11 protein-coding genes are annotated in these 19,562 nt (G+C 48.2%); 5 read left to right on the top strand and 6 right to left on the bottom strand.

Going from position 1 to position 19,562, the window contains the following annotated elements; all coding sequences use genetic code 11:
- Positions 1 to 62 precede the first annotated feature (62 nt).
- Positions 63 to 7,745, top strand: a complete 7,683-nt coding sequence (locus QUB52_RS13470) for a DUF4347 domain-containing protein (protein ID WP_332973359.1) — start codon at positions 63 to 65, stop codon at positions 7,743 to 7,745.
- Between the two features lie 432 nt (positions 7,746 to 8,177).
- Here the strand turns inward: QUB52_RS13470 and dprA are convergent, their stop codons facing one another.
- From dprA to QUB52_RS13455, 3 genes are all read right to left on the bottom strand, one after another.
- Positions 8,178 to 9,329 carry a DNA-processing protein DprA gene (gene dprA, locus QUB52_RS13465; protein ID WP_332973358.1) on the bottom strand — a complete coding sequence of 384 codons (1,152 nt, stop codon included), beginning with the start codon at positions 9,327 to 9,329 and terminating at the stop codon, positions 8,178 to 8,180.
- Between the two features lie 162 nt (positions 9,330 to 9,491).
- A complete protein-coding gene (locus tag QUB52_RS13460; RefSeq protein ID WP_332973357.1) occupies positions 9,492 to 10,160 on the bottom strand; it encodes a YdcF family protein in 669 nt (222 codons plus the stop codon).
- Positions 10,161 to 10,340: 180 nt separating this feature from the next.
- The gene (locus QUB52_RS13455) at positions 10,341 to 10,991 is read right to left on the bottom strand and encodes a DUF2301 domain-containing membrane protein (protein ID WP_332973355.1); all 651 of its coding nucleotides are present in this window, start codon (positions 10,989 to 10,991) and stop codon (positions 10,341 to 10,343) included.
- An 84-nt stretch (positions 10,992 to 11,075) separates the two neighbouring features.
- On the opposite strand from QUB52_RS13455, the gene QUB52_RS13450 reads away from it, so the two are divergent.
- Positions 11,076 to 11,738 (top strand): hypothetical protein, encoded by a 663-nt coding sequence (locus tag QUB52_RS13450; RefSeq protein ID WP_265238566.1) that lies wholly within the window; start codon positions 11,076 to 11,078, stop codon positions 11,736 to 11,738.
- Here QUB52_RS13450 and QUB52_RS13445 read toward each other — a convergent pair.
- On the bottom strand, positions 11,735 to 11,890 hold the full coding sequence (locus tag QUB52_RS13445) for a hypothetical protein (protein WP_332966396.1): 156 nt from the start codon (positions 11,888 to 11,890) through the stop codon (positions 11,735 to 11,737). The two genes, QUB52_RS13450 and QUB52_RS13445, sit on opposite strands and share 4 nt — an antisense overlap.
- Positions 11,891 to 12,001: 111 nt before the next feature.
- Entirely contained in the window at positions 12,002 to 12,757 is a 756-nt protein-coding gene (locus QUB52_RS13440) for a DUF561 domain-containing protein (protein WP_332973354.1), read from the bottom strand.
- 217 nt (positions 12,758 to 12,974) lie between these two features.
- Here QUB52_RS13440 and QUB52_RS13430 point away from each other — a divergent pair, with 217 nt between their 5' ends.
- From QUB52_RS13430 to QUB52_RS13420, 3 genes are all read left to right on the top strand, one after another.
- Positions 12,975 to 14,129: an AAA family ATPase gene (locus tag QUB52_RS13430; RefSeq protein ID WP_332966392.1), complete on the top strand. Its 1,155-nt coding sequence runs from the start codon at positions 12,975 to 12,977 to the stop codon at positions 14,127 to 14,129.
- A complete protein-coding gene (locus QUB52_RS13425) occupies positions 14,126 to 14,731 on the top strand; it encodes a DUF4276 family protein (RefSeq protein WP_332973353.1) in 606 nt (201 codons plus the stop codon). The genes QUB52_RS13430 and QUB52_RS13425 overlap by 4 nt, the downstream gene beginning before the upstream one ends.
- 290 nt (positions 14,732 to 15,021) lie before the next feature.
- Entirely contained in the window at positions 15,022 to 18,807 is a 3,786-nt protein-coding gene (locus tag QUB52_RS13420; RefSeq protein ID WP_332973351.1) for a PAS domain S-box protein, read from the top strand.
- A gap of 180 nt (positions 18,808 to 18,987) precedes the next feature.
- Here QUB52_RS13420 and QUB52_RS13415 read toward each other — a convergent pair whose 3' ends face one another.
- The gene (locus QUB52_RS13415) at positions 18,988 to 19,308 is read right to left on the bottom strand and encodes a WGxxGxxG family protein (protein ID WP_332973350.1); all 321 of its coding nucleotides are present in this window, start codon (positions 19,306 to 19,308) and stop codon (positions 18,988 to 18,990) included.
- Positions 19,309 to 19,562 lie beyond the last annotated feature (254 nt).

Raw genomic sequence — 19,562 nt, 5'->3', positions numbered from 1 at the left:
TTCGGACGAGAGTCACGAAATTGGGGAAATTGCTGTCTTTTTTTACCCCTGTCAGGTGTATTATGCCAAATTTAAATATTCCAGTTTCAGTAAGTGCGATCACCTTTATCGACACTCAAGTACCAAATTATCAAAGTTTGGTAGCCGGGGTAACACCGGGCACGGAAGTAGTGGTGTTAGATGGGAATGAGGATGCGATCGACCAAATTACTGATATTTTAGCCGATCGCACGAATATTGAGAGCATCCACATCATTTCTCACGGCACTCCGGGAAGCTTGCAACTCGGCGGCGGTAGCTTGAGTTTAGACAATCTAGAAGCTTATTCCGAGAAATTGCGGCAGTGGCGGAGTGCTTTGTCTCTGGGCGCGGACATTCTGATTTATGGTTGTAATGTCGCATTAAGTGCGATCGCATTCATCCAGCGCATCGCCCAACTCACAAATACTAATGTTGCCGCTTCCAAAAACCTCACTGGAAGTGTAGCAAAAGGCGGCGATTGGAAACTCGCAGCAACAACCGGGGAAATTAACACACCGCTGGTATTTGCACCCGAAGTGTTAGCGGGTTACGAGTACGTTTTGAATAGTTTTAGTACGGCAAATAACTTGCCTGTGGGGACAAATTCCTACGGTATTGCTGTAGGGGATTTTAATATCGACGGCAAACTAGATTTAGCTGTAGCGAGTTCTGGATCAGGCGTTTCAATACTGTTAGGGAATGGCACTGGTGGCTTTAGCCCTGGCACTACATTAGCAGTGTCGAATGCCCAATCAATCGCCGTCGGTAATTTTAATAACGACTCTTTCCCTGACTTGGCAGTAGTGGGAAGTGGTACCGGAAGCGCCCTCTCTATTCTGTTAGGAAATGGCCTCGGTGGCTTTGGTAGTCCCACTCCATATCCCACAGGAATATCTCCTATATCCGTCGCAGTTGGGAAATTTAATGCAGACAACTTTTCTGACGTAGCAGTAGTTAATGCAAGCCCTGGCAGTACCTCTAGTACCGTCACAATTTTGCTGGCAGATAGCAGTGGCAACGGCAGCTTAACCTTCAACACCAACTTAACCGCACAGTCAATTCCCGCTTTCATGGCAGTCGGCGATTTTAACGGAGATACTTTTTCCGATTTAGCTGTGCCGAACAGTCTTTCTGGCGGTGTTTCCATCTTTTTAGCGAATGGCACGGGCGGATTTAGCGCTGCCACTAATATTGCTGCTGGGACCAATCCTAATTCGATCGCCCAAGGGGACTTTAACGGAGACGGCAAAGTTGACCTAGCCGCAGTTAACAACGGCTCTAACGATGTCTCAATTCTGCTAGGAAATGGCACTGGCGGCTTCAGCGCAGGCGACAACTTTAACGTCGGGACAAGTCCGCAAGGGATTGTCGCCAGCGACTTTAACGGAGACGGCAAGCTTGATCTAGCAGTAGGAAGCAGCAGCGGCGCTTCAATTTTATTAGGAAATGGGGCTGGCAGTTTTAGCACTGCGATCAACTTTGCTGCGGGGACAGATCCAATTTCTCTTGTGGCGGGCAATTTTAACGCTGATACTCTCCCCGACTTAGCAGTAGTCAACAATGGTTCAGATGATGTTTCAATTCTACTGAATACACCAAATACAGTCAATTTTGGTGCGGCAACTTATAGCGGTACAGAAGGAGCAACAGACACAGTAGTTAATATCCCTGTCACCCTCAGCGGTGGCACTCCCATTAGCGATGTAGTTGTACCAATTGCGATCGACCCCAGCAGCACAGCCACCCAAAATTCAGACTACACCTTTTCGCCTAATACTGTTACTTTCCTCGCCGGGACTACTACTCTCACCCAGAATGTTGCAGTTACTATCAAACCTGACAATCTCCCTGAAAACGCCGAAACCGCAATTCTCAACTTCGGTACAATCACCGGAGGCATTGCAGGTACAACCAAAGAAACAACACTAACTATTGCAGCTAACGGTACTGTTTCTTACGCTGTCGCCGCCGATATTGCCAGCATTTCCGAAGGCGATAGCGGCACAAAACCTCTAACTTTCACTGTGACTCGCAGCGGCACGGGTGTAGCGAGTAGCGTCAATTATGCAATTGGAGGAACTGCTACTAACGCCAGCGACTACAACAGTATCGGTGGCACTTCTGGGGCAACTGGTATTAGCGGCACGATCAATTTTGCGGCGGCGGAAACATCGAAAACTATCACCTTAAATGTGTTAGGCGATGGAGTAGTTGAATCTGACGAAACTGTTGCAATTACGCTATCAAATCCTGTTTCACCGGGTGGCGCGCCGACAATTACTACTGCAACTGCGACAACTACCATAACAAATGATGACACTGCCGGCTTCACCGTTGCACCTACGAACATCACTGCTACAGAGGGCGGTGCAACTGGCAGTTACAAAATCAAGCTAACTGCACAACCCACGGCACCGGTTAACATTAGCTTTAATCCTGGCACTCAAATTAGCCCGATCGCCCAAATTACCTTTGACAGCACTAACTGGAATGTTGAAAAGACTATCACTGCTACTGCGATCGACGACACTGTAGCACAAGGAACGCACACAGGGACGATCGCCCATACAGTTACCAGTACCGATGCGAGTTATAGCGCCAAAGCGATGCCCGATGTGACGGCATCGATTACTGATAACGATAGTCCCGGTGTGTCGATCGTGCAATCTGCCGGTAGTACAAATATTGCTGAAGGCGGTGCAACGGCTACCTACGGCGTGCTTCTGACTAGCGCGCCTACTGCACCCGTGACGATTAATTTTGACCCTGGTACTCAAATTAGCCCGATCGCACCTCTGACTTTCACGCCCAATAATTGGAATGTTGCTCAAAATGTGACTGTAAGTGCGATCGATGACAGCATAGCCCAAGGAACCCACAGCGGCACGATTACTCACCAGTCGGTCAGCACGGATACTAAGTATAACAATCTGACAATTTCTCCTGTGACGGCCACGATTGCTGACAATGATACGGCAGGTGTGACTATTTCACCGACGAGTACAACTGCTACGGAAGGCGGTGCTACAGGGACGTACAGCGTTCAGTTAAAATCCCAGCCCACCGCGCCTGTGACGGTTAGTTTTGCGAATGGCGATCAAATTAATGCGATCGCTGCTGTTACTTTTGACTCTACTAACTGGAGTGTGGCGAAGTCAGTCACAGTAACCGCTACAGACGATGCAGTCGTGGAAGGAAATCATACGGGCAGTATTTCTCATACGGCTACTGGTGATACTAAGTATAACGGGATTGTGATTCCGGGTGTGACAGTGGCGATTACTGATAACGATGTAGCGCCGACTCCGACTCCGACTCCCACACCGACGGGAACGCCGACTCCGACACCTACGGGAACGCCGACTCCGACACCTACGGGAACGCCGACTCCGACGGGAACGCCGACTCCGACGGGAACGCCGACTCCGACACCGACGGGAACGCCGACTCCGACTCCGACGGGAACGCCGACTCCAGGAGGAGCACCGCTACCGCCTGATTCAGATGCGCCTACTCCGACACCGGCACCGACTCCGACACCACTTACGCCGACGCCGACGCCAACGCCATCAATTACGCCGACACCGACACCAGTCACACTGACACCAACACCACCAATTACACCAAGACCGATACCAGTCACACTGACACCAACACCGACACCGCCACCGACACCCACACTGACACCAACGTCCGAATCCGCAGGCATTACAGTCTCCCCCACCAGTGGATTAATCACCACGACAGCAGGCGGTGAATCAACTTTTAGCGTCAAACTAAATACTCAACCGCGTGATGGGGTTAGCATTGGCTTGACGGTTAACCCGAACCTAGGAACAGTTTCCACACAGAGGCTGACTTTCTCGCCCGATAACTGGAATCAACCTCAAACTGTAACCGTAAGAGGTGGAGGTGGCCCAATAGAAAACCAATACGGCAACATACCTTACACTATCTTCACCGAACCCGTTCAAAGTAGAGATCCTAACTACTCAGGCCTTGATGCTGCAGATGTCAGCCTTACCAATATCTTAATCATTCAGCAGAATTTACGCCCGGGCATTGTGGTTTATCCCACCAGCGAGTTAACTACAACCGAAGCAGGAGGTACTGCTAATTTCAGCGTTTTACTCAATACTCAACCGCAATCGGTAGTTACAATTCCCATGAGGGTTGACAACCCAGCCGAGGGCAAAATTTCTCGATCGGAACTGACATTTACTCCCGACAATTGGAACACAGCCCAAACCGTCACTGTTACCGGAGTAGACGATGCCATCACAGACGGCGATCGCACTTATACCATCAAACTCGATCCTCCCGCAACCAATGATTTTGACTACAAGTTTCTCTCTCCCAACAACGTAACTGTAACCAACACTGACAATGAAACTCCAGCCCCGCTGTTTGCGAAATTTCCTACAGAAATATCGCAGGGACTCGGGCAAGTCAAGGGAATTTGGGGAGACTACAATAACGATGGCAAACTTGATGTTTTAGCATCAGGAAATCGTCCGATCCTGACGGGAACAATACCGACCGGCGGTACTTGGCTGTATCGCAACGCAGGCAGTACCCTGACTTGGGATGGCAAGGCTCTTCCCGTTACTTCATCTGCTGCTTGGGGAGATGCTGACAATGATGATCGGATCGAGTTCGCGGCCAACAAGTTGGATAATCCACGCGGACGTGGCACCGGCAGCAATTATATCCCCTCCTACACAATCTCAGTCTACAAAAATACCGGCACCTCTTGGACGAACTACGATCTTGGCCACAATGAAGATTTTGGTTCCGCTCGCCCGTCAGGTTCTCTTAGTTGGGGAGATTACAACAACGATGGCAAACTAGATATCCTAGATGCGAACATCCGAAAAATTGCTCTCAATCCTGACTCTGGGGAATATCAACTCGCCAGCCTGCTGTACCGCAATACTGGCAGCGGCCACGTACCAGATATCAATGCCAGCGCTAATTTGCCCGCTGTCTCCAATGGTGCTGCTGCTTGGGGAGACTATGACAGCGATGGGAAACAGGATATTTTGGTAATTGGCAACACCAATGCGGGCAAAATCGCCAAGGTGTTCCGCAATACTGGCACCACCTTTACCGAAGCTTTCGTCTTACCCGGTGTTTCTGATGGTTCAGCAGCTTGGGGAGATTACAACAATGATGGCCAACTCGATATTCTGCTGGCGGGCGATACCGGTTCGGGCAAAATAGCGAAAGTGTTCCGCAATATTGGCACCACTTTTACCGAAGACACCAATGCCGCATTGCCCGGAGGCAGTTTTGCAGCTTGGGGAGACTACGACAATGATGGTAAATTGGATGTCTTGTTAGACAGCAAAGTATACCGCAACACTGGTAACGGCTTTAGGGAAGACACAAATGCCGTACTCAGTGACAGCGGTGCCGCAGCTTGGGGAGACTATAACAATGACGGCAAACTTGACATCTTGATCGGCAACCAAGTCTACCGCAGCAATACAGCTAATGCGAACACTCCACCCACTGCACCCACAGGGCTGTCGGCTGCACCGAATGGCAACAAAGTCACTTTCAACTGGAATAAAGCGACTGATGCTCAAACTCCTACCGATGGTTTAAGCTACAACCTGCGAGTTGGCAGCACTCCCGGTGGCAAGGATATTCTCGCCCCCACATCTCTCGACGATGGAACTCGACAAATTGTTGGGTTAGGCAATACCAGCCAAAACACCAGTTGGCAACTCAATAACTTGTCTCCACAGAAATATTACTGGAGTGTGCAATCCATTGATAATGCTTGGGCCGGTTCACCTTTCGCCACAGAAGGCAGTTTTACAGTAGACAATACAGCCACCAACCGATCGCCAAGGGTTAACAATCCCATCATCGAGCAGAATCGCGGGATTTTCCGCAGCGACTACCGTTTGACTCTTGCTGCCAATACTTTTATTGACGACGATCCAGGTGACAGTCTCACTTATTCCTACTCAATAATTCCAGAGCCAAAACCCGGCTTCGGCCCCTTAATACCGAACTCTCTCGATTGGCTTAGCGTCAACCCGAATACTGGCAGTTTCATTCCGCCGGATTGGCTTAAATTTGATCCGAATACACTCACCTTCAGCGTGAATTTAAATGCTGGGAATATCCCCTCATTATTCTATTTGCCAATTGAGGTGACAGCAACGGACAATGCAGGTGCCACTGCCACAGACTTCTTCCACATATACCGTTCTGGCTTTTCTGGTATCGCAATTGATGGTTATATCGCGGGAGCTACTCTATTTTTTGATACCAACAAAAACGGCATTAAAGATATCAATGAACCATCTACTATCACTAACAGCAACGGTGAATTCAATCTCGACGTTCCCTTCGACATCTTCGACAAAAACAAAAACGGAGAAATCGACCCCGAAGAAGGCAATCTAGTCGCAATTGGAGGCACTGACACCGCCACCGGTTTACCCCTGGAAACACCACTTACTGCACCACCAGATTCCAGTGTAGTCACCCTCCTAACCAGCTTGATAGCCGACTTAACCGACAAAGGAACTACACCAGAATCAGCCCAATCTTTAGTCAAAGCCGCCCTTTCGCTCCCCGCTGAATTTGATCTGACTAGGTTAGACCCTATTGCTGCCACAAACAAGAATTTACCGGGCGGAATCCAAGTCTTAGCGGCAATGGTGAAAGTCCAAAACGTCATCACTCAAACAGCCGCTTTGATTGACGGCGCATCCAGTGCAGCAAATCACGATCTTGTCAAAGCTGTTGTCAGTTCAATCACGGATAAAATTCAATCCGGTTCAGTCTTAAATCTCAGCAATCCAGCCGCCTTAGAACCAATCATTCAGCAATCCGCTGCTAAAATCCAGCAGATTGACCCCAGTTTCAACATTCAAAAAGTCACCCAAATTACCTCGCAATCCGCGATAGTAATGGCAACAGCAAATCAGCGCATCGATAGCGCTGTCACCAACCAAACAGCAACATCAATTCCCCAAGCCGTTGCCCGCGTCCAACAAGTATCTTTGGGAACAACCACCCAAGACTTCAAAGCAGTTGGTGCCGGAAGCAAGCCAATTTCCCAGTTAGTTACTGACAATACTGGTGCTGCTTTAGATAGCAAAATTCAAGCCGTAATCTTACCTGTTGGGATTGCAACTCCTGTACTCACAGGCGATGCAGATTTAGGCAGCAATTCGCCGGATGCAATTATCGGTACAAATGCCGACGACATCCTCACCGGCACCAGTGGCAATGATGTGTTGATGGCTATGAAGGGCAATGATGCGATCGATGGTAGCTTGGAAAATGACACTATTTTCGGTGGCAAAGGTAGCGATACTTTGCTAGGAAATAGCGGTGATGATATCTTGTTTGGCAACCGAGGTGCTGATATTTTGAACGGCAGCGATGGTAATGATATCTTGCTTGGAGGCAAGGGAGATGATTTACTAGATGGCGGTTTGGGAGATGATACTTTGACAGGAGGAATGGGAGTCGATAAATTCCTACTCTCCACCAATTCCGGTACTGATACTGTTACCAATTTTGAAATTGGTGAAGACTTGTTAGTATTGGGTAACGGGCTGACTTTCTCCCAATTGGCAATTAGTGAAGATAGCGGTTCAACATTAATTCGGTTTGCCCAAACTGGCGAGATTTTAGCTTCTCTCAGCGGAGTTTCTCCTAGCAGTATTAGCGCAGGAAGTTTCGGATTGATTTAAGAAAACCCGGCGGTTGAAACCGCGTCGATACAGACAAAACCTGCCTCCGCAGGTTGAAGAATAGGCGGTTAAAATTGCGTCTTATCTTCAGTCCGCGGAGGCGGACATTGTTTTTGTAGGCGCGGTTTCAACCGCCGTCTGATCTGATCGTTTGTAGAGACGCGAATTCCATTCGCCCTCTTATCTTCTTATCTTCAGTCCCTCTGAGCTCGGACATTATTTGTGTAGGATTGATTTGAAGAAAACCCGGCGGTTGAAACCGCGTCGATACAGGCAAAACCTGCCTCCGCAGGTTGAAGAATAGGCGGTTAAAATTGCGTCTTATCTTCAGTCCGCGGAGGCGGACATTGTTTTTGTAGGCGCGGTTTCAACCGCCGTCTGATCTTGATGTTTGTGTAGGCGCGGTTTCAACCGTACGTCCGATCTTACAAATCAACACCGCTGATAACGCATACCAGGCAACTGCGAAACCAATCCCAACAATTCCAACTGCAAAAGAATACCAGAAACCGTTCCCGCTGGCAATCCCGCAGCCTCCACAATTGTATCAAGAGAATTCGGCCCAGAGCCCAGAGCTTTTAACACCACAGCCAACTCCGCATCCAACGGCGGGCCTTGCTTTTCAGGGGCTGGATTTGTCGGAAACAAGGACAACTGCTGCGCGCTATCCAATTTTGGCATAGCTCCGAGCATTTCCAGCAACCGGTCTTCGCTTAACAGTCGATCGCTATTCGGGAGAATCGGATGAGCACCTTTACTCAGCAACTCCAAACATCCAAACGATCGCTCATCATCCAATCTGGCCGTCAAAACATACACATCGCGACAAAAATCATTAGCTTGATAAGCAGTAATTAACGCCCCCGACTTCTGCGGAGCTTCAATCACAATTGTAGCGCGACTCAAGCCAGCAATTATCCGATTGCGGCGCGGAAAATTAGTTCTATTCGGTTGAGTCCCCGCCGGATATTCGCTAATTGCCAATCCCTGCTGCACGAGGCGATCGCACAACCGCTCATTTGGCTTAGGATAAACAACATCAACCCCAGTCCCAAAAATAGCAAAAGTCCGGCCGCCCGCCTCCAAACAGCTTGTATGAGCCTCCGTATCAATACCCGCAGCAAATCCAGAAACAACAGTAAAACCGTTCGTAGCCAAAGCCGTGCTAAATTTACGAGTCCAACGGCGGCCGTATTCCGAAGGACTACGAGTTCCAACAATTGCCACCGTCGGCGTAATTCCGTGATTCTCTTTTAAGTCAACTAAACCGCGATAATACAACACAGGCGGCGGACTCGGAATTTCCAATAATAAGCTGGGATAATCCTTATCTGCTGGTGTCCAGAAACAGGGATTTTTAATCAAATGTTTTTCAATAAATTCTTCAGGATTGAGTTTAGATCGTTCTTGCACAGTTGTATCAATTACCTGCTTGCCAAATCCTTCTACTCGCATTAAATCTACTGGTTTCGCCATCCAAGCTTCTGCCAAAGTAGGGAAATGTTGGTGTAATCTTTGCAACAAAATCGGCCCGATACCATTAATCTGCGACCATGCTAACCAATAAGCGCGTTCTTCTAGCAACGACTTGCCCTCAATTTATCTGAGAATGATTTTATCATTTTGGGTTGATATAAAACTTCGATTTTCAGAAGACCGGACGGTTTAAATTATATTGTTTTATTCAGTCCCTATGAGCTCGGACATCGTTTTTGTAGACGCGGTTTCAACCGTCGTCTGCTGCATCTAAGTTTTCCAATCGACAAAACGGGCATAAATATAAGCAATAATTTCTCCTGTCACAGTCCGAAAACCTTCGCTCGATTTCCACCATTCCTGCGGGTTGTAATCTTGCGGAACCGCAGCTATAATCCCGACTTCAATCTCAGGATTCAGCACTTCTTTGAAGACAATCCAACTTCTGCGGGCGTGAGGGCCAAAGGAATAAAGATTAATTGAGTCAACTTTGAGGGCAGAAGTAGCTAGCCAATCTCGAAGGGCGATCGCAGATGCAGCAGTCCGGTGTTTCACAACACTCGCAGCGGGTACGGCTACCACTTTATCCCGATCAAATCCTAGCGCAATACAAGTCGCTGCGGTCAGTTCAGCATAATTTTTATATTCAGCGAGGTAATAGCCTTTAGCTAAAGGAAGTCCGGTTGTCACCAATTGGCGATATCCGCCTTTTTTGAATTCGGCGATCGCACTTTCGATCGCATAATCCGGCAACCACCCTTCGACAACCAATATATCTGCTTTCAGTGGCGAATTGACCGCCAAAAATGGATGGATACTTGTGATAATTAAGACCATTGCAATGATTAATCCCACGATCGCAATTACCCAACCTTCCCAGGTAATTGCCCACATTTCTCGGCGGCGAATTAGGCTAATTTTGATTTTAGGTTTTCGCATTTTGGTAAAATTCCGCTCGATAAAATTCTTATCGTGCGAGCGTCCCCGCTCGCCTATTGTACTCGCGAGCGGGGACGATCACACTATAAATGCAAAACACCAGATCCTCCCATTTGCCAGTGCAAAATTAAATCCGTTAAATCCGTTAAATCCGCTACAAAATCCGCTGCCGAACCTTCTCTACTGTTTTTGTTTTAGATACTCAAAAACACTCTTATCCCCAATATCCTGCGGTATCGCTTGAAAGAACTTACGCACGGCAAAAATGATAAACAAAACCGCCCAAAGCCCCAGCAACAACTGTTCATTTTCCGGTGACAAAAATCCGAAGATATGCCCTAAAAGTAACAGCGGAACTCCCGGAGTCAAAAACTTAGTTTCTAGGCGGTTAAAACAGAAAGCTTCTTTAAAAAAGATGCCATTTAATGCCGCAAAAGTAAAGCCAATTCCCCACAAAGTCGCTGGATTTTCGTACACTGCTAAAGCTAAAGGTTCGCTGCTTTGTAGGGCGACAAATACTGCTGCCGCGCCGCCGATCGCCCAAAACGCCTGTAATGTGCGGTGCAGCGGAATCATGTAAATGTGAATAGTTGCTAAACTAACGCCTAAAGCGATCCAAAAACACGCAAAAACAGGCGTTAAAGCTTGGATTGCTGTTGGGTTGTCGCCCTGTTGCAACACCAGAGTAGCGCCCACCGCCCAACATAGCGCCGCCACTCCCAACCCGGCGCGGTAGATCAGCACTCCCGTGCGATCGCCTTGAGTAATCGTAAACTCGCCGAATTGCCCTTGATATACTTCCGATTCATCAGGCGATTTCAGTAATTGCATCACAGCTTCCTCCTATCCATCAGACACGAATGTACTTCTGCCAAGATATACTTTATTGATAAACCAGTACAGCGGAACCGAGCGATGCCTAAATTTAACAAACCTCAACTTAACAAATCTAAAGTTAACAAGTCTAAATTTGACGATCGCCCAAATCAAACCAAATCTCTGCTTTCAGAATCAGAACTTCCTCCAGTTCAGCTTGATGAAACCATTGTAGCAGGCAGAAGACCGAAACCGTTCAACGACTTGCAGCGCTTGCTTGCCGAAATACCGGAATTGACAGGGGGGTTCAATCCAGAAATGTTCGCCAATATCGTTGAAAATAACCCATTTAATGACAACCAATTTGAAAGCAAAATTAGGAAAATTCTAGGAACTAAAAATATTAATTCCAACCTCAAAAATTCAATCAAATATCTGGAATACATCAAGCAAAATATGCAATTTCCATGCCAGGTTACGGGTAGAGAAGAGTTTGAATGGGAAGAAGAGTATATAATGGGTTTGGGTAGCAAAAAAGAATATGCAAAGCTTAAGAAAACTCAACCTTCTTATACTGATAACTTCACAATTAACCGAGTGGAGGATTTTGTTGTTCATGAAGACGGCATATTTGCCGAAGTGGAGCGCGTCGGCGATCGCAAAAAGTTTAGCTTGCTTTTAGTAGAGCTAGCATCAGTTGATGCGATATCCCCAAACAATCAGTTATTGCATGATTATTCTGTGTGGTATATCCACTATTAAGGAAGAGTGGGAGAGGGGGGAGATGGGGAGAGAGGGAGAGAGGGAATAGAAAAAATCTTCCCTTTTTCCTCTTCCTTCGCCTTCTTGATTACCAGAGAAAATTGGTTTAAAGCCTCTCCCTGATCGGGATAAATTAAAATCAGACGATTCATTACTCCAATCCTCTTCCTTCTTTTGTCAACTGTTAACTGTTAACTGTTAACTGTTAACTGTTAACTGTTAACTGTTAACTGTTAACTGTCAACTGTTAACAGTTAACTGAATTAAATTGAAGCAGCAAAGTGCGATCGCTCTACTTTTGCCAAAGCTTCAACCAAACTGCGAACAACCGCAATCATCGCCACTTCGCTGTTAAGTTGGCTGACAGCAGAACCGACACCAACACCCGCAGCACCGGCACCAATAGCAAGCGGTGCGGTGACGCTGGAGATGCCCGAAGCGCAGAGTACGGGGACTTGTACGGCGCGGGAAATTTCAAAGGCGGCGGCCAAAGTAGGCGCTGCTTTTTCAATTAATCCTAAAGTTCCGGCGTGAATTGGTTGGGCGCTAGTGCCGCCTTCGGTTTGAATGATATTCGCGCCAGCTTTAACTAATTCTGTTGCTAACTGCACTTGTTTGTCCAGTGTCAGAATGTGGGGAACTGTGACAGAAAGCGTGATGTTCGGAAATAGCGATCGCGTTTGGCGAGTCAACTCCAAAACTTCCTCAGCTTCAAAGCGGCGGCCTAGTGCGTAGAAAGCATCAAAGTTGCCAATTTCAATCAAATCAGCGCCAGCTTCTACCGCAGCCACAAACTTTTGCGGTTCCACAGCCGATACACAAATTGGCAAATTTGTCAACTGTTTTGCCATCAATACCAAATCGCGATCGCAAGCAATATCGACAAATGTTGCACCGCCGAGATCCGCTGCTTTGACAACAGCCGCAACGTTGGCCGCATCAAAATTATTTAAACCGCTGATAATTTTCAAGGCGCGGCCTTGCTCAAATGCGCGCTGCAATTTAGGATTTACACTCATCGTTAGTTTTCCAACTCAAAAAAATTGTTAATATCATTTTGACACGGATTGGAACATTTTTTGATTTTTAGTTCTTAATTTTTAATAACGCGCTGAAAAACAGTATTTTCCTTGTCCGACATCGACTGAATTTCTGTCCGAGTCAGATATGGAAAAAAGCGCAATTCTGGAATAAAATTGTGCATATTACGATTCTATAAGCTCAAGAGCAAAAGTTATGAACACATTTGAGCGCCTAAAGATCGAGGGGTTTCGCCGTTTGTTTTCGGCAGAGGTAGAAATGCGACCTCTGACAGTGATGATTGGTGCTAACGGTGTTGGGAAAAGTTCTTTCTTAGAAATATTCTCACTTTTAGCAGCATCAGCCAACGGTCAGTTACAGTCCAAAATTTCCGAGTTGGGCGGTCTAACTCAGATGGTAACATTAGACCGGGCTGATAGCGTGTCAATCTCCTTATCGATGCCTATAGAGAATCAGGAACCGCTAAACTATTCTCTGAAACTTGCAACCAAAGGTCAATTCTATGAAATTGGTTCAGAAACTCTAATCCAACAGCGCAATCGCCATGCTTCTCAACCTTTTAAGTATATTGAATCTCGCGGTTTAGATGTCAAGTATTTCAGTCCAGAGGATGAAAAGCTACTACGCCCAAACTGGCAGTACAATCCTTTGGAAAGCTCACTTGCTCAGGTTCCTAAGATGTATCGGGAACCAGAAACATTGAGGCAGCACTTAGCTTCATGTAGCTTTTATAAGGCTGGGGAGTTGAATCTTTCCCCTCAAAGTCCGATCCGTTTACCTCAATCTATGCGGCCTGCAACTTTGCCCGGTAGTAAGGGAGAAGATTTAGTTTCATGCCTCTATTATCTGCGAGAAACAGATCCGAATCGATTTGAAATTATCCAAGATACACTGGCTGCGGCTTTTCCTGATTTTGAAAGGTTGAGTTTTCCGCCAGTAGCAGCCGGAACTTTAGCAATGACTTGGAAAGATAGAAATTTTTCTCATCCTTTTTATATGCACCAACTATCAGAAGGGACGCTCAGGTTTCTCTGGTTAATCACCCTGCTGCAAAGCCGAGATTTGAGTGCTGTCACGCTGATTGATGAGCCGGAAGTTAGTTTACATCCAGAGTTGTTACAACTGTTAGCGAATGCCATGAGAGAAGCTGCTCAAAGAACTCAACTAATTGTAGCAACTCATTCCGATAGACTGATCCGATTTTTAAAGCCTCACGAGGTGCTAGTTTGTGATGCTGAAGATGGTCTCACAACTTTAACTTGGGCTGACTCTATAGACTTAGAACACTGGTTAGAAGATTATAGCTTGGATCAGCTTTGGGCAATGAACATTTTTGGAGGCAGACCGTGAAGATTGCTATTTTGGTTGAAGGAGCAACGGAAATGGCATTTAAGGCTAAGTTGCAAGAATTTCTTAAGTCACGCCTGGGACAGCAGATGCCCAAATTAAAGTTTATATCTTGTGAAGGTCGCATTTACAAAGAAGAAAAACTCAGGCGAGTTGTCGAAAATTTATTGACTGGTAGAGATGCCTATGATGCTGTAATTGCACTAACAGATGTTTATACGGGTACTAAAGATTTTAAAGATGCAGCGGATGCTAAGGCTCAAATGAAAAAATGGGTGGGGGACAATCCTAAATTTTATCCCCATGCAGCTTCCCATGACTTTGAAGCTTGGCTGTTACCTTTTTGGTCAAAAATTCAGCAAATATCAGGAGGCAATAGAGCGGTTCCTAGCGGTTCTCCTGAACTGGTCAATCACAATAATCCACCTTCTTATCGGATTAAAGAAATATTTGAACATGGGAAACGTCGGAGCTACGATAAAGCGCGGGATGCCAAAAGAATATTAGACGGACAAAATCTCATGGATGCTGCGGTAGTCTGTCCTGAATTAAAGGCTTTTCTGAATACTATTTTATCTCTTTGTGGGGGCGAATTGATTCCTTGATTTGCCCAAAAACGATACAAGCTCGCGACTCGTGTCGTGGAGGAATCACACATTTTAGACTGCTGTTCAAGCTCCCAGATTTATCTGGGGAGTAAATCTGAAATCCTCCGACGATCGCGATCGCGCCGAAGTCTAAAATCTAAAATCGACGGCTCCCAATCATCTAGCCGAAAAACTTAAAAGTAATTCCAAAGATAGATAACTGTTTCTGTCTGTGGGTAGATAATACAATAGCAGATGCTTTAATTGCGCGCCCGCTCAGACCGAAAGACATCAAGACGACTAAATAGATGGAACCTTGGCAAACCCCACAAACTAATTTAACCGACATTTCGATCGCCCAGGAACTGTCGCGCCGCACCCCTCGATCGGCCGATCTGCAAGCAGAAAACCTAGCGCTGCAAACGCTGGCGCGACAATTGGCAACCTCGCCGCACACGCTGCTCAAAACACTGGTGGCGATCGCCCAAGATTTGTGCGGCGCAGGCAGCGTCGGAGTCTGTTTGTTAGCACAAAATGCCACATCAGAACAAATTTTATATTGGGAAGCCTTGGCGGGCGCTTGGGAAGCCGCAGAACAAACAAATAAACCCCAGACGTTGCGTTTGTCAGGAGCAGGTCTAGACTTGCAAACTCCCCAGCTTTACTTGCATCCAGAACAATACTTTACTCAGTTGCAGCAGCTAGGAATGCCGATCGCCGAAGCCTTAGTCGTGCCGCTGTACGCCGTAAATCAACCGCTGGGAGCAATCTGGATAGTCTCTCACGATTCCCGGCAGTTCGATAGCGAAGACTTGCGGATCGCGATCGCCCTAGCAGACTTTGCCGTTGCCGCCCTAAAAATCGATCGCGCTGATCGCACCACAGAAGCTTTGCGCGATCGCGAAACGCACCTCCAGTTGATACTCGACAGCGCCAAAGACTACGCCATCTTCACCCTCGACACCGGTGGACACCTTACCAGTTGGAACGCAGGCGCAGAGAGATTGCTGGGCTATGCCGAAGCAGAAATCGTCGGCCAGCACGGACGAATCATCTTCACCCCAGAAGACTCAGCAGCCAGAAAGCCGGAATTAGAAATGCACTTGGCGCTGACTGAGGGAAAAGCAGAAAACGAGCGCTGGCACCTCCGCAAAGACGGCAGCCGCTTTTGGGGCAGCGGGCTGGTGATGCCCCTGCGCGACGCAGCAGGCGACGTGCAAGGTTTCCTGAAAATCATGCAAGACAAAACCGAACGCCGGCAAATAGAAGAGGCACTGCGCCAAAGCGAAAATCGCTACCGCACCCTCGCCGATGCCGTCCCGCAATTAATGTGGATCAACACCGCCGACGGCAGGTTAGAGTTTTGCAACCAGCACTGGCAAAGCTACACGGGCATGATTCCAGAATTGCCTCTGACAGTGCCTGTGCTGGAATTATTTCATCATGAGGATTTGCCCGCAGTTGTCGCCACCCGCACTCAGGGGATTCAAGCAGGGGAATCCTACGAATTTGAATGTCGGGTACGCAGGTTTGACGGCACCTACCGCTGGCATTTGGCGCGACTTGTGCCCGTCAAAGACAGGGAGGGACAGGTGCTGCAATGGGTGGGGATCGGGATTGATATTGACGATCGCAAACAAGCCGAAGAAAGCTTAGCAGAAAGCGACCGCCGCTTCCGCTTCCTGGCTGAGTCGCTGCCCCACCTGATTTGGAATGTAGACACCGCCGGAGAACTTCGCTTTGCCAATCAAAAATGGTCGGAATATCTGGGAATGTCTTACGAGGAAGCCGCTCAAAACCATTGGGAGTCCCTAGTGCCGCCGTGGGAGTTGGCAGAAGCTTTTGCCCGCTGGCAAGAGTGTCAAATTACCGGAGAATTTTATCAAGTTGAGTTCCGCCTGCTGCGGGCAGCAGACCAAATGGAACGCTGGCATTTGTCCCGCGCCATCCCCATTCGCGACGGAGGCGGCCGGATTGTCGAGTGGATCGGCACAAATACAGACATTCACGATCGCAAAAAAGACCAACTCAACGAGCAGTTTCTCTCGGGCCTCGAACTCCGCTTGCGCCAGCGCTCCAACCCCACAGAAATGTTGTGGGAAGCCACGAGCAGTCTGGGAGAATATTTAAATGTCGATCGCTGCATCTGGCACGAAATCGATCTAGAAGCCGATCGGGCAATTGTCGATCGAGACTGGCACGAGTCCGGGCTTCCCAGCATCGCCAGCACCTATCAAATCTCAGACTTTAAGACCCCAGAACTGAAAGCTGTCTCTATGGCAGGTCAAACACTGGCGATCTCAGATATAGCTAATGACCAGCATACAGCGCATTTTTTCGATAACTACGATGCCCTTGGCATTCGCGCTTTGGTCGATGTTCCCTGCCTTCAGGAAGGGCGCTGGGTGGCTCTTTTGCTGGTGGCATCAAAGACGGTGCGGCACTGGCGGGCCGATGAAGTTTCGCTGATGCAAGAAATGGTGGCTCGCCTCTGGGCGGTGATCCTGCACGCGCGAGCCTTGCAGGACTTGCACGAAAGCGAGGATCGGTTCCGCGCTCTAGCTGACAACATCGCCCAGTTGGCTTGGATGACAGATGCCACAGGCTGGATTTTCTGGTACAACCAGCGCTGGTTTGACTACACGGGCACAACGCTAGAGGAAATGCAAGGCTGGGGCTGGCAGCAGGTTCACCACCCGGAACACGTCGATCGCGTTGTCGCAAACTTTAGGCGCTGCTGTGAAACAGGCGAACTCTGGGAAGATACTTTCCCCCTGCGCGGCAAAGACGGATCGTACCGCTGGTTTCTCTCCCGCGCCGTGCCGATTCGCGACGAGCCAGGTAATGTGCTGCGCTGGTGCGGCACCAACACCGACATTACCGATCGCCTCAATGCAGAAGATGAACGGGAACGCCTGCTAGCCCTCGAAAAGGCCGCCAGGGAGGAAGCAGAACGCGCTAACCGCGTCAAAGACGAATTTTTGGCTGTTTTGTCCCACGAATTGCGGACTCCCTTAAACCCGATTCTGGGCTGGGCAAAGCTGTTGCAATCGAACTGTCTGACACCGGAAAAGCAGCGCTACGCCCTAGAGACGATCGAGCGCAACGCCAAATTGCAAACCCAGCTAATCGAAGATTTGCTCGACGTGTCGGGGATTCTGCAAGGCAAAGTCAGCTTGAATATTGTACCTGTGGATTTAGCCGGGGCGATCGGCGCGGCGATTGAAACGGTGCGTCTGTCAGCGGAAGTTAAATCGATTCAAATCTGCACTGAATTTGCACTAAATATCGGGCTGGTGTTGGGCGATGCAGGCCGACTTCAGCAGGTAATGTGGAATTTGCTGTCAAATGCCGTCAAGTTCACCCCGCCGTCCGGCAAAATCGCAGTCAAGCTCGATCAAATTGATAACGACGCTCAAATTAGTGTAACTGATACGGGCAAAGGCATTGTTTCTGATTTTCTGCCCTACGTGTTCGACTATTTCCGGCAAGCAGACAGCACGTTTACGCGCAAGTTTGGCGGATTGGGTTTAGGATTGGCGATCGTCCGCCATCTCGTCGAACTCCACGGTGGCACAGTCAAATCCGACAGTCCCGGCGAAGGACAAGGCGCGACATTTACCGTCAGGATACCCCTGATGCCCGTGCAACCTCCGAAAATTCCCGCACCGACAATGGCGGAAACATCCTTCGATTTGAGCGGTATCCGGGTGTTAGCCGTGGATGATGATGCTGATGCGCGAGATTTGGTGGTTTTTCTGCTGGAGGATTGTGGCGCAAGCGTGACAGCAGTTGCTAGCGCCGCCGATGCCTTGGCGGTTTTAACTCAGTCTCTGCCGGATCTGCTGTTGAGCGATATTGGAATGCCCGACACCGACGGTTATATGTTGCTGCGGCAGGTGCGGGCTCTGCCGCCAGAGCAAGGCGGACTCGTACCGGCGATCGCCCTCACGGCTTATGCTGGAGAAATTGACTATCAGCAAGCCATGGCTGCGGGGTTCCAGCGGCACATTTCTAAGCCTTTAGATCCCGATAAGTTGGTGCAGGTGATGTTGGATTTGCTCGTGGATCGATCGGGCGAAAATATTGTTTAAAGTCTTAGATAGGTTCGATCGCTCGGACTAAAGTCCTCACTACAAACATATAGATCGCAGCATACAATACCTAACAAAAAAACCTCACAGATGGAGGTTTTTTGAGGATTATTCGCGATCGTCCGACAGGTTAAAACATCTTGTTCATGTATCATGATCACAGTCCGTTATACTCGATCATTAGCGGAAGTCGGTGCGAACTGCGGGCTCGCGATCGCCCGTTGTGGTAGTGTAGCGGACATTTTCTTCGCGTTTGCGGGGCATCAAACCGAACAAACCCGACAAGCCGAGCAAGCCCAACCATCCCCAATCAAAATCGCGATTGGTATCAGCACTGTATACATCGGAGCGAGGAGTTGTGGTGGTGGTGGTGGTGGTTCTGCTGTTAGTACCGGGCGCTGTATTTGTCTGAGCCGCAGCAGGCAGATGAGCTGGTGCAATGGCTAAACCAGCAGCGATAATACCTGCACCGATTGCTTTGGATAAGTCAGAACGTTTCATAATTCAAATGCTCTCTGTTGGCAAAAATCTTTAACTATCACCACTATATCGATCGGCTCTGAAAGCTAAATCCATCTGTAGCAGTAAACATTAATCGATTCCACCTATTACTACAGATTGATCTGAGATTTTTACCATGCCCAGGAAATTAAATATTGCTCGCGCCTGCCACTCCGGTAGGGTGCATCTCACTTTGGCAAATACATCAAATTGAAAGTTGACCGTTGAGATAAGCACAGCGAAGAGAAAGGATA

Origin of the sequence: Microcoleus sp. A6-C6 (genome assembly GCF_036705955.1) — a bacterium.
Classification (GTDB): domain Bacteria; phylum Cyanobacteriota; class Cyanobacteriia; order Cyanobacteriales; family Microcoleaceae; genus Microcoleus.
Note: the sequence above shows the minus strand (reverse complement) of the source record. Positions and strands in the feature narration are given on the sequence as shown.

Coding starts and splice junctions, on each gene's coding strand:
- QUB52_RS13455 (WP_332973355.1), bottom strand. CDS start 10,991: ATGCAATTACTGAAATCGCCTGATGAATCGGAAGTATATCAAGGGCAA.
- QUB52_RS13430 (WP_332966392.1), top strand. CDS start 12,975: ATGAACACATTTGAGCGCCTAAAGATCGAGGGGTTTCGCCGTTTGTTT.
- QUB52_RS13460 (WP_332973357.1), bottom strand. CDS start 10,160: ATGCGAAAACCTAAAATCAAAATTAGCCTAATTCGCCGCCGAGAAATG.
- QUB52_RS13450 (WP_265238566.1), top strand. CDS start 11,076: ATGCCTAAATTTAACAAACCTCAACTTAACAAATCTAAAGTTAACAAG.
- QUB52_RS13420 (WP_332973351.1), top strand. CDS start 15,022: ATGGAACCTTGGCAAACCCCACAAACTAATTTAACCGACATTTCGATC.
- QUB52_RS13415 (WP_332973350.1), bottom strand. CDS start 19,308: ATGAAACGTTCTGACTTATCCAAAGCAATCGGTGCAGGTATTATCGCT.
- QUB52_RS13440 (WP_332973354.1), bottom strand. CDS start 12,757: ATGAGTGTAAATCCTAAATTGCAGCGCGCATTTGAGCAAGGCCGCGCC.
- QUB52_RS13470 (WP_332973359.1), top strand. CDS start 63: ATGCCAAATTTAAATATTCCAGTTTCAGTAAGTGCGATCACCTTTATC.
- QUB52_RS13445 (WP_332966396.1), bottom strand. CDS start 11,890: ATGAATCGTCTGATTTTAATTTATCCCGATCAGGGAGAGGCTTTAAAC.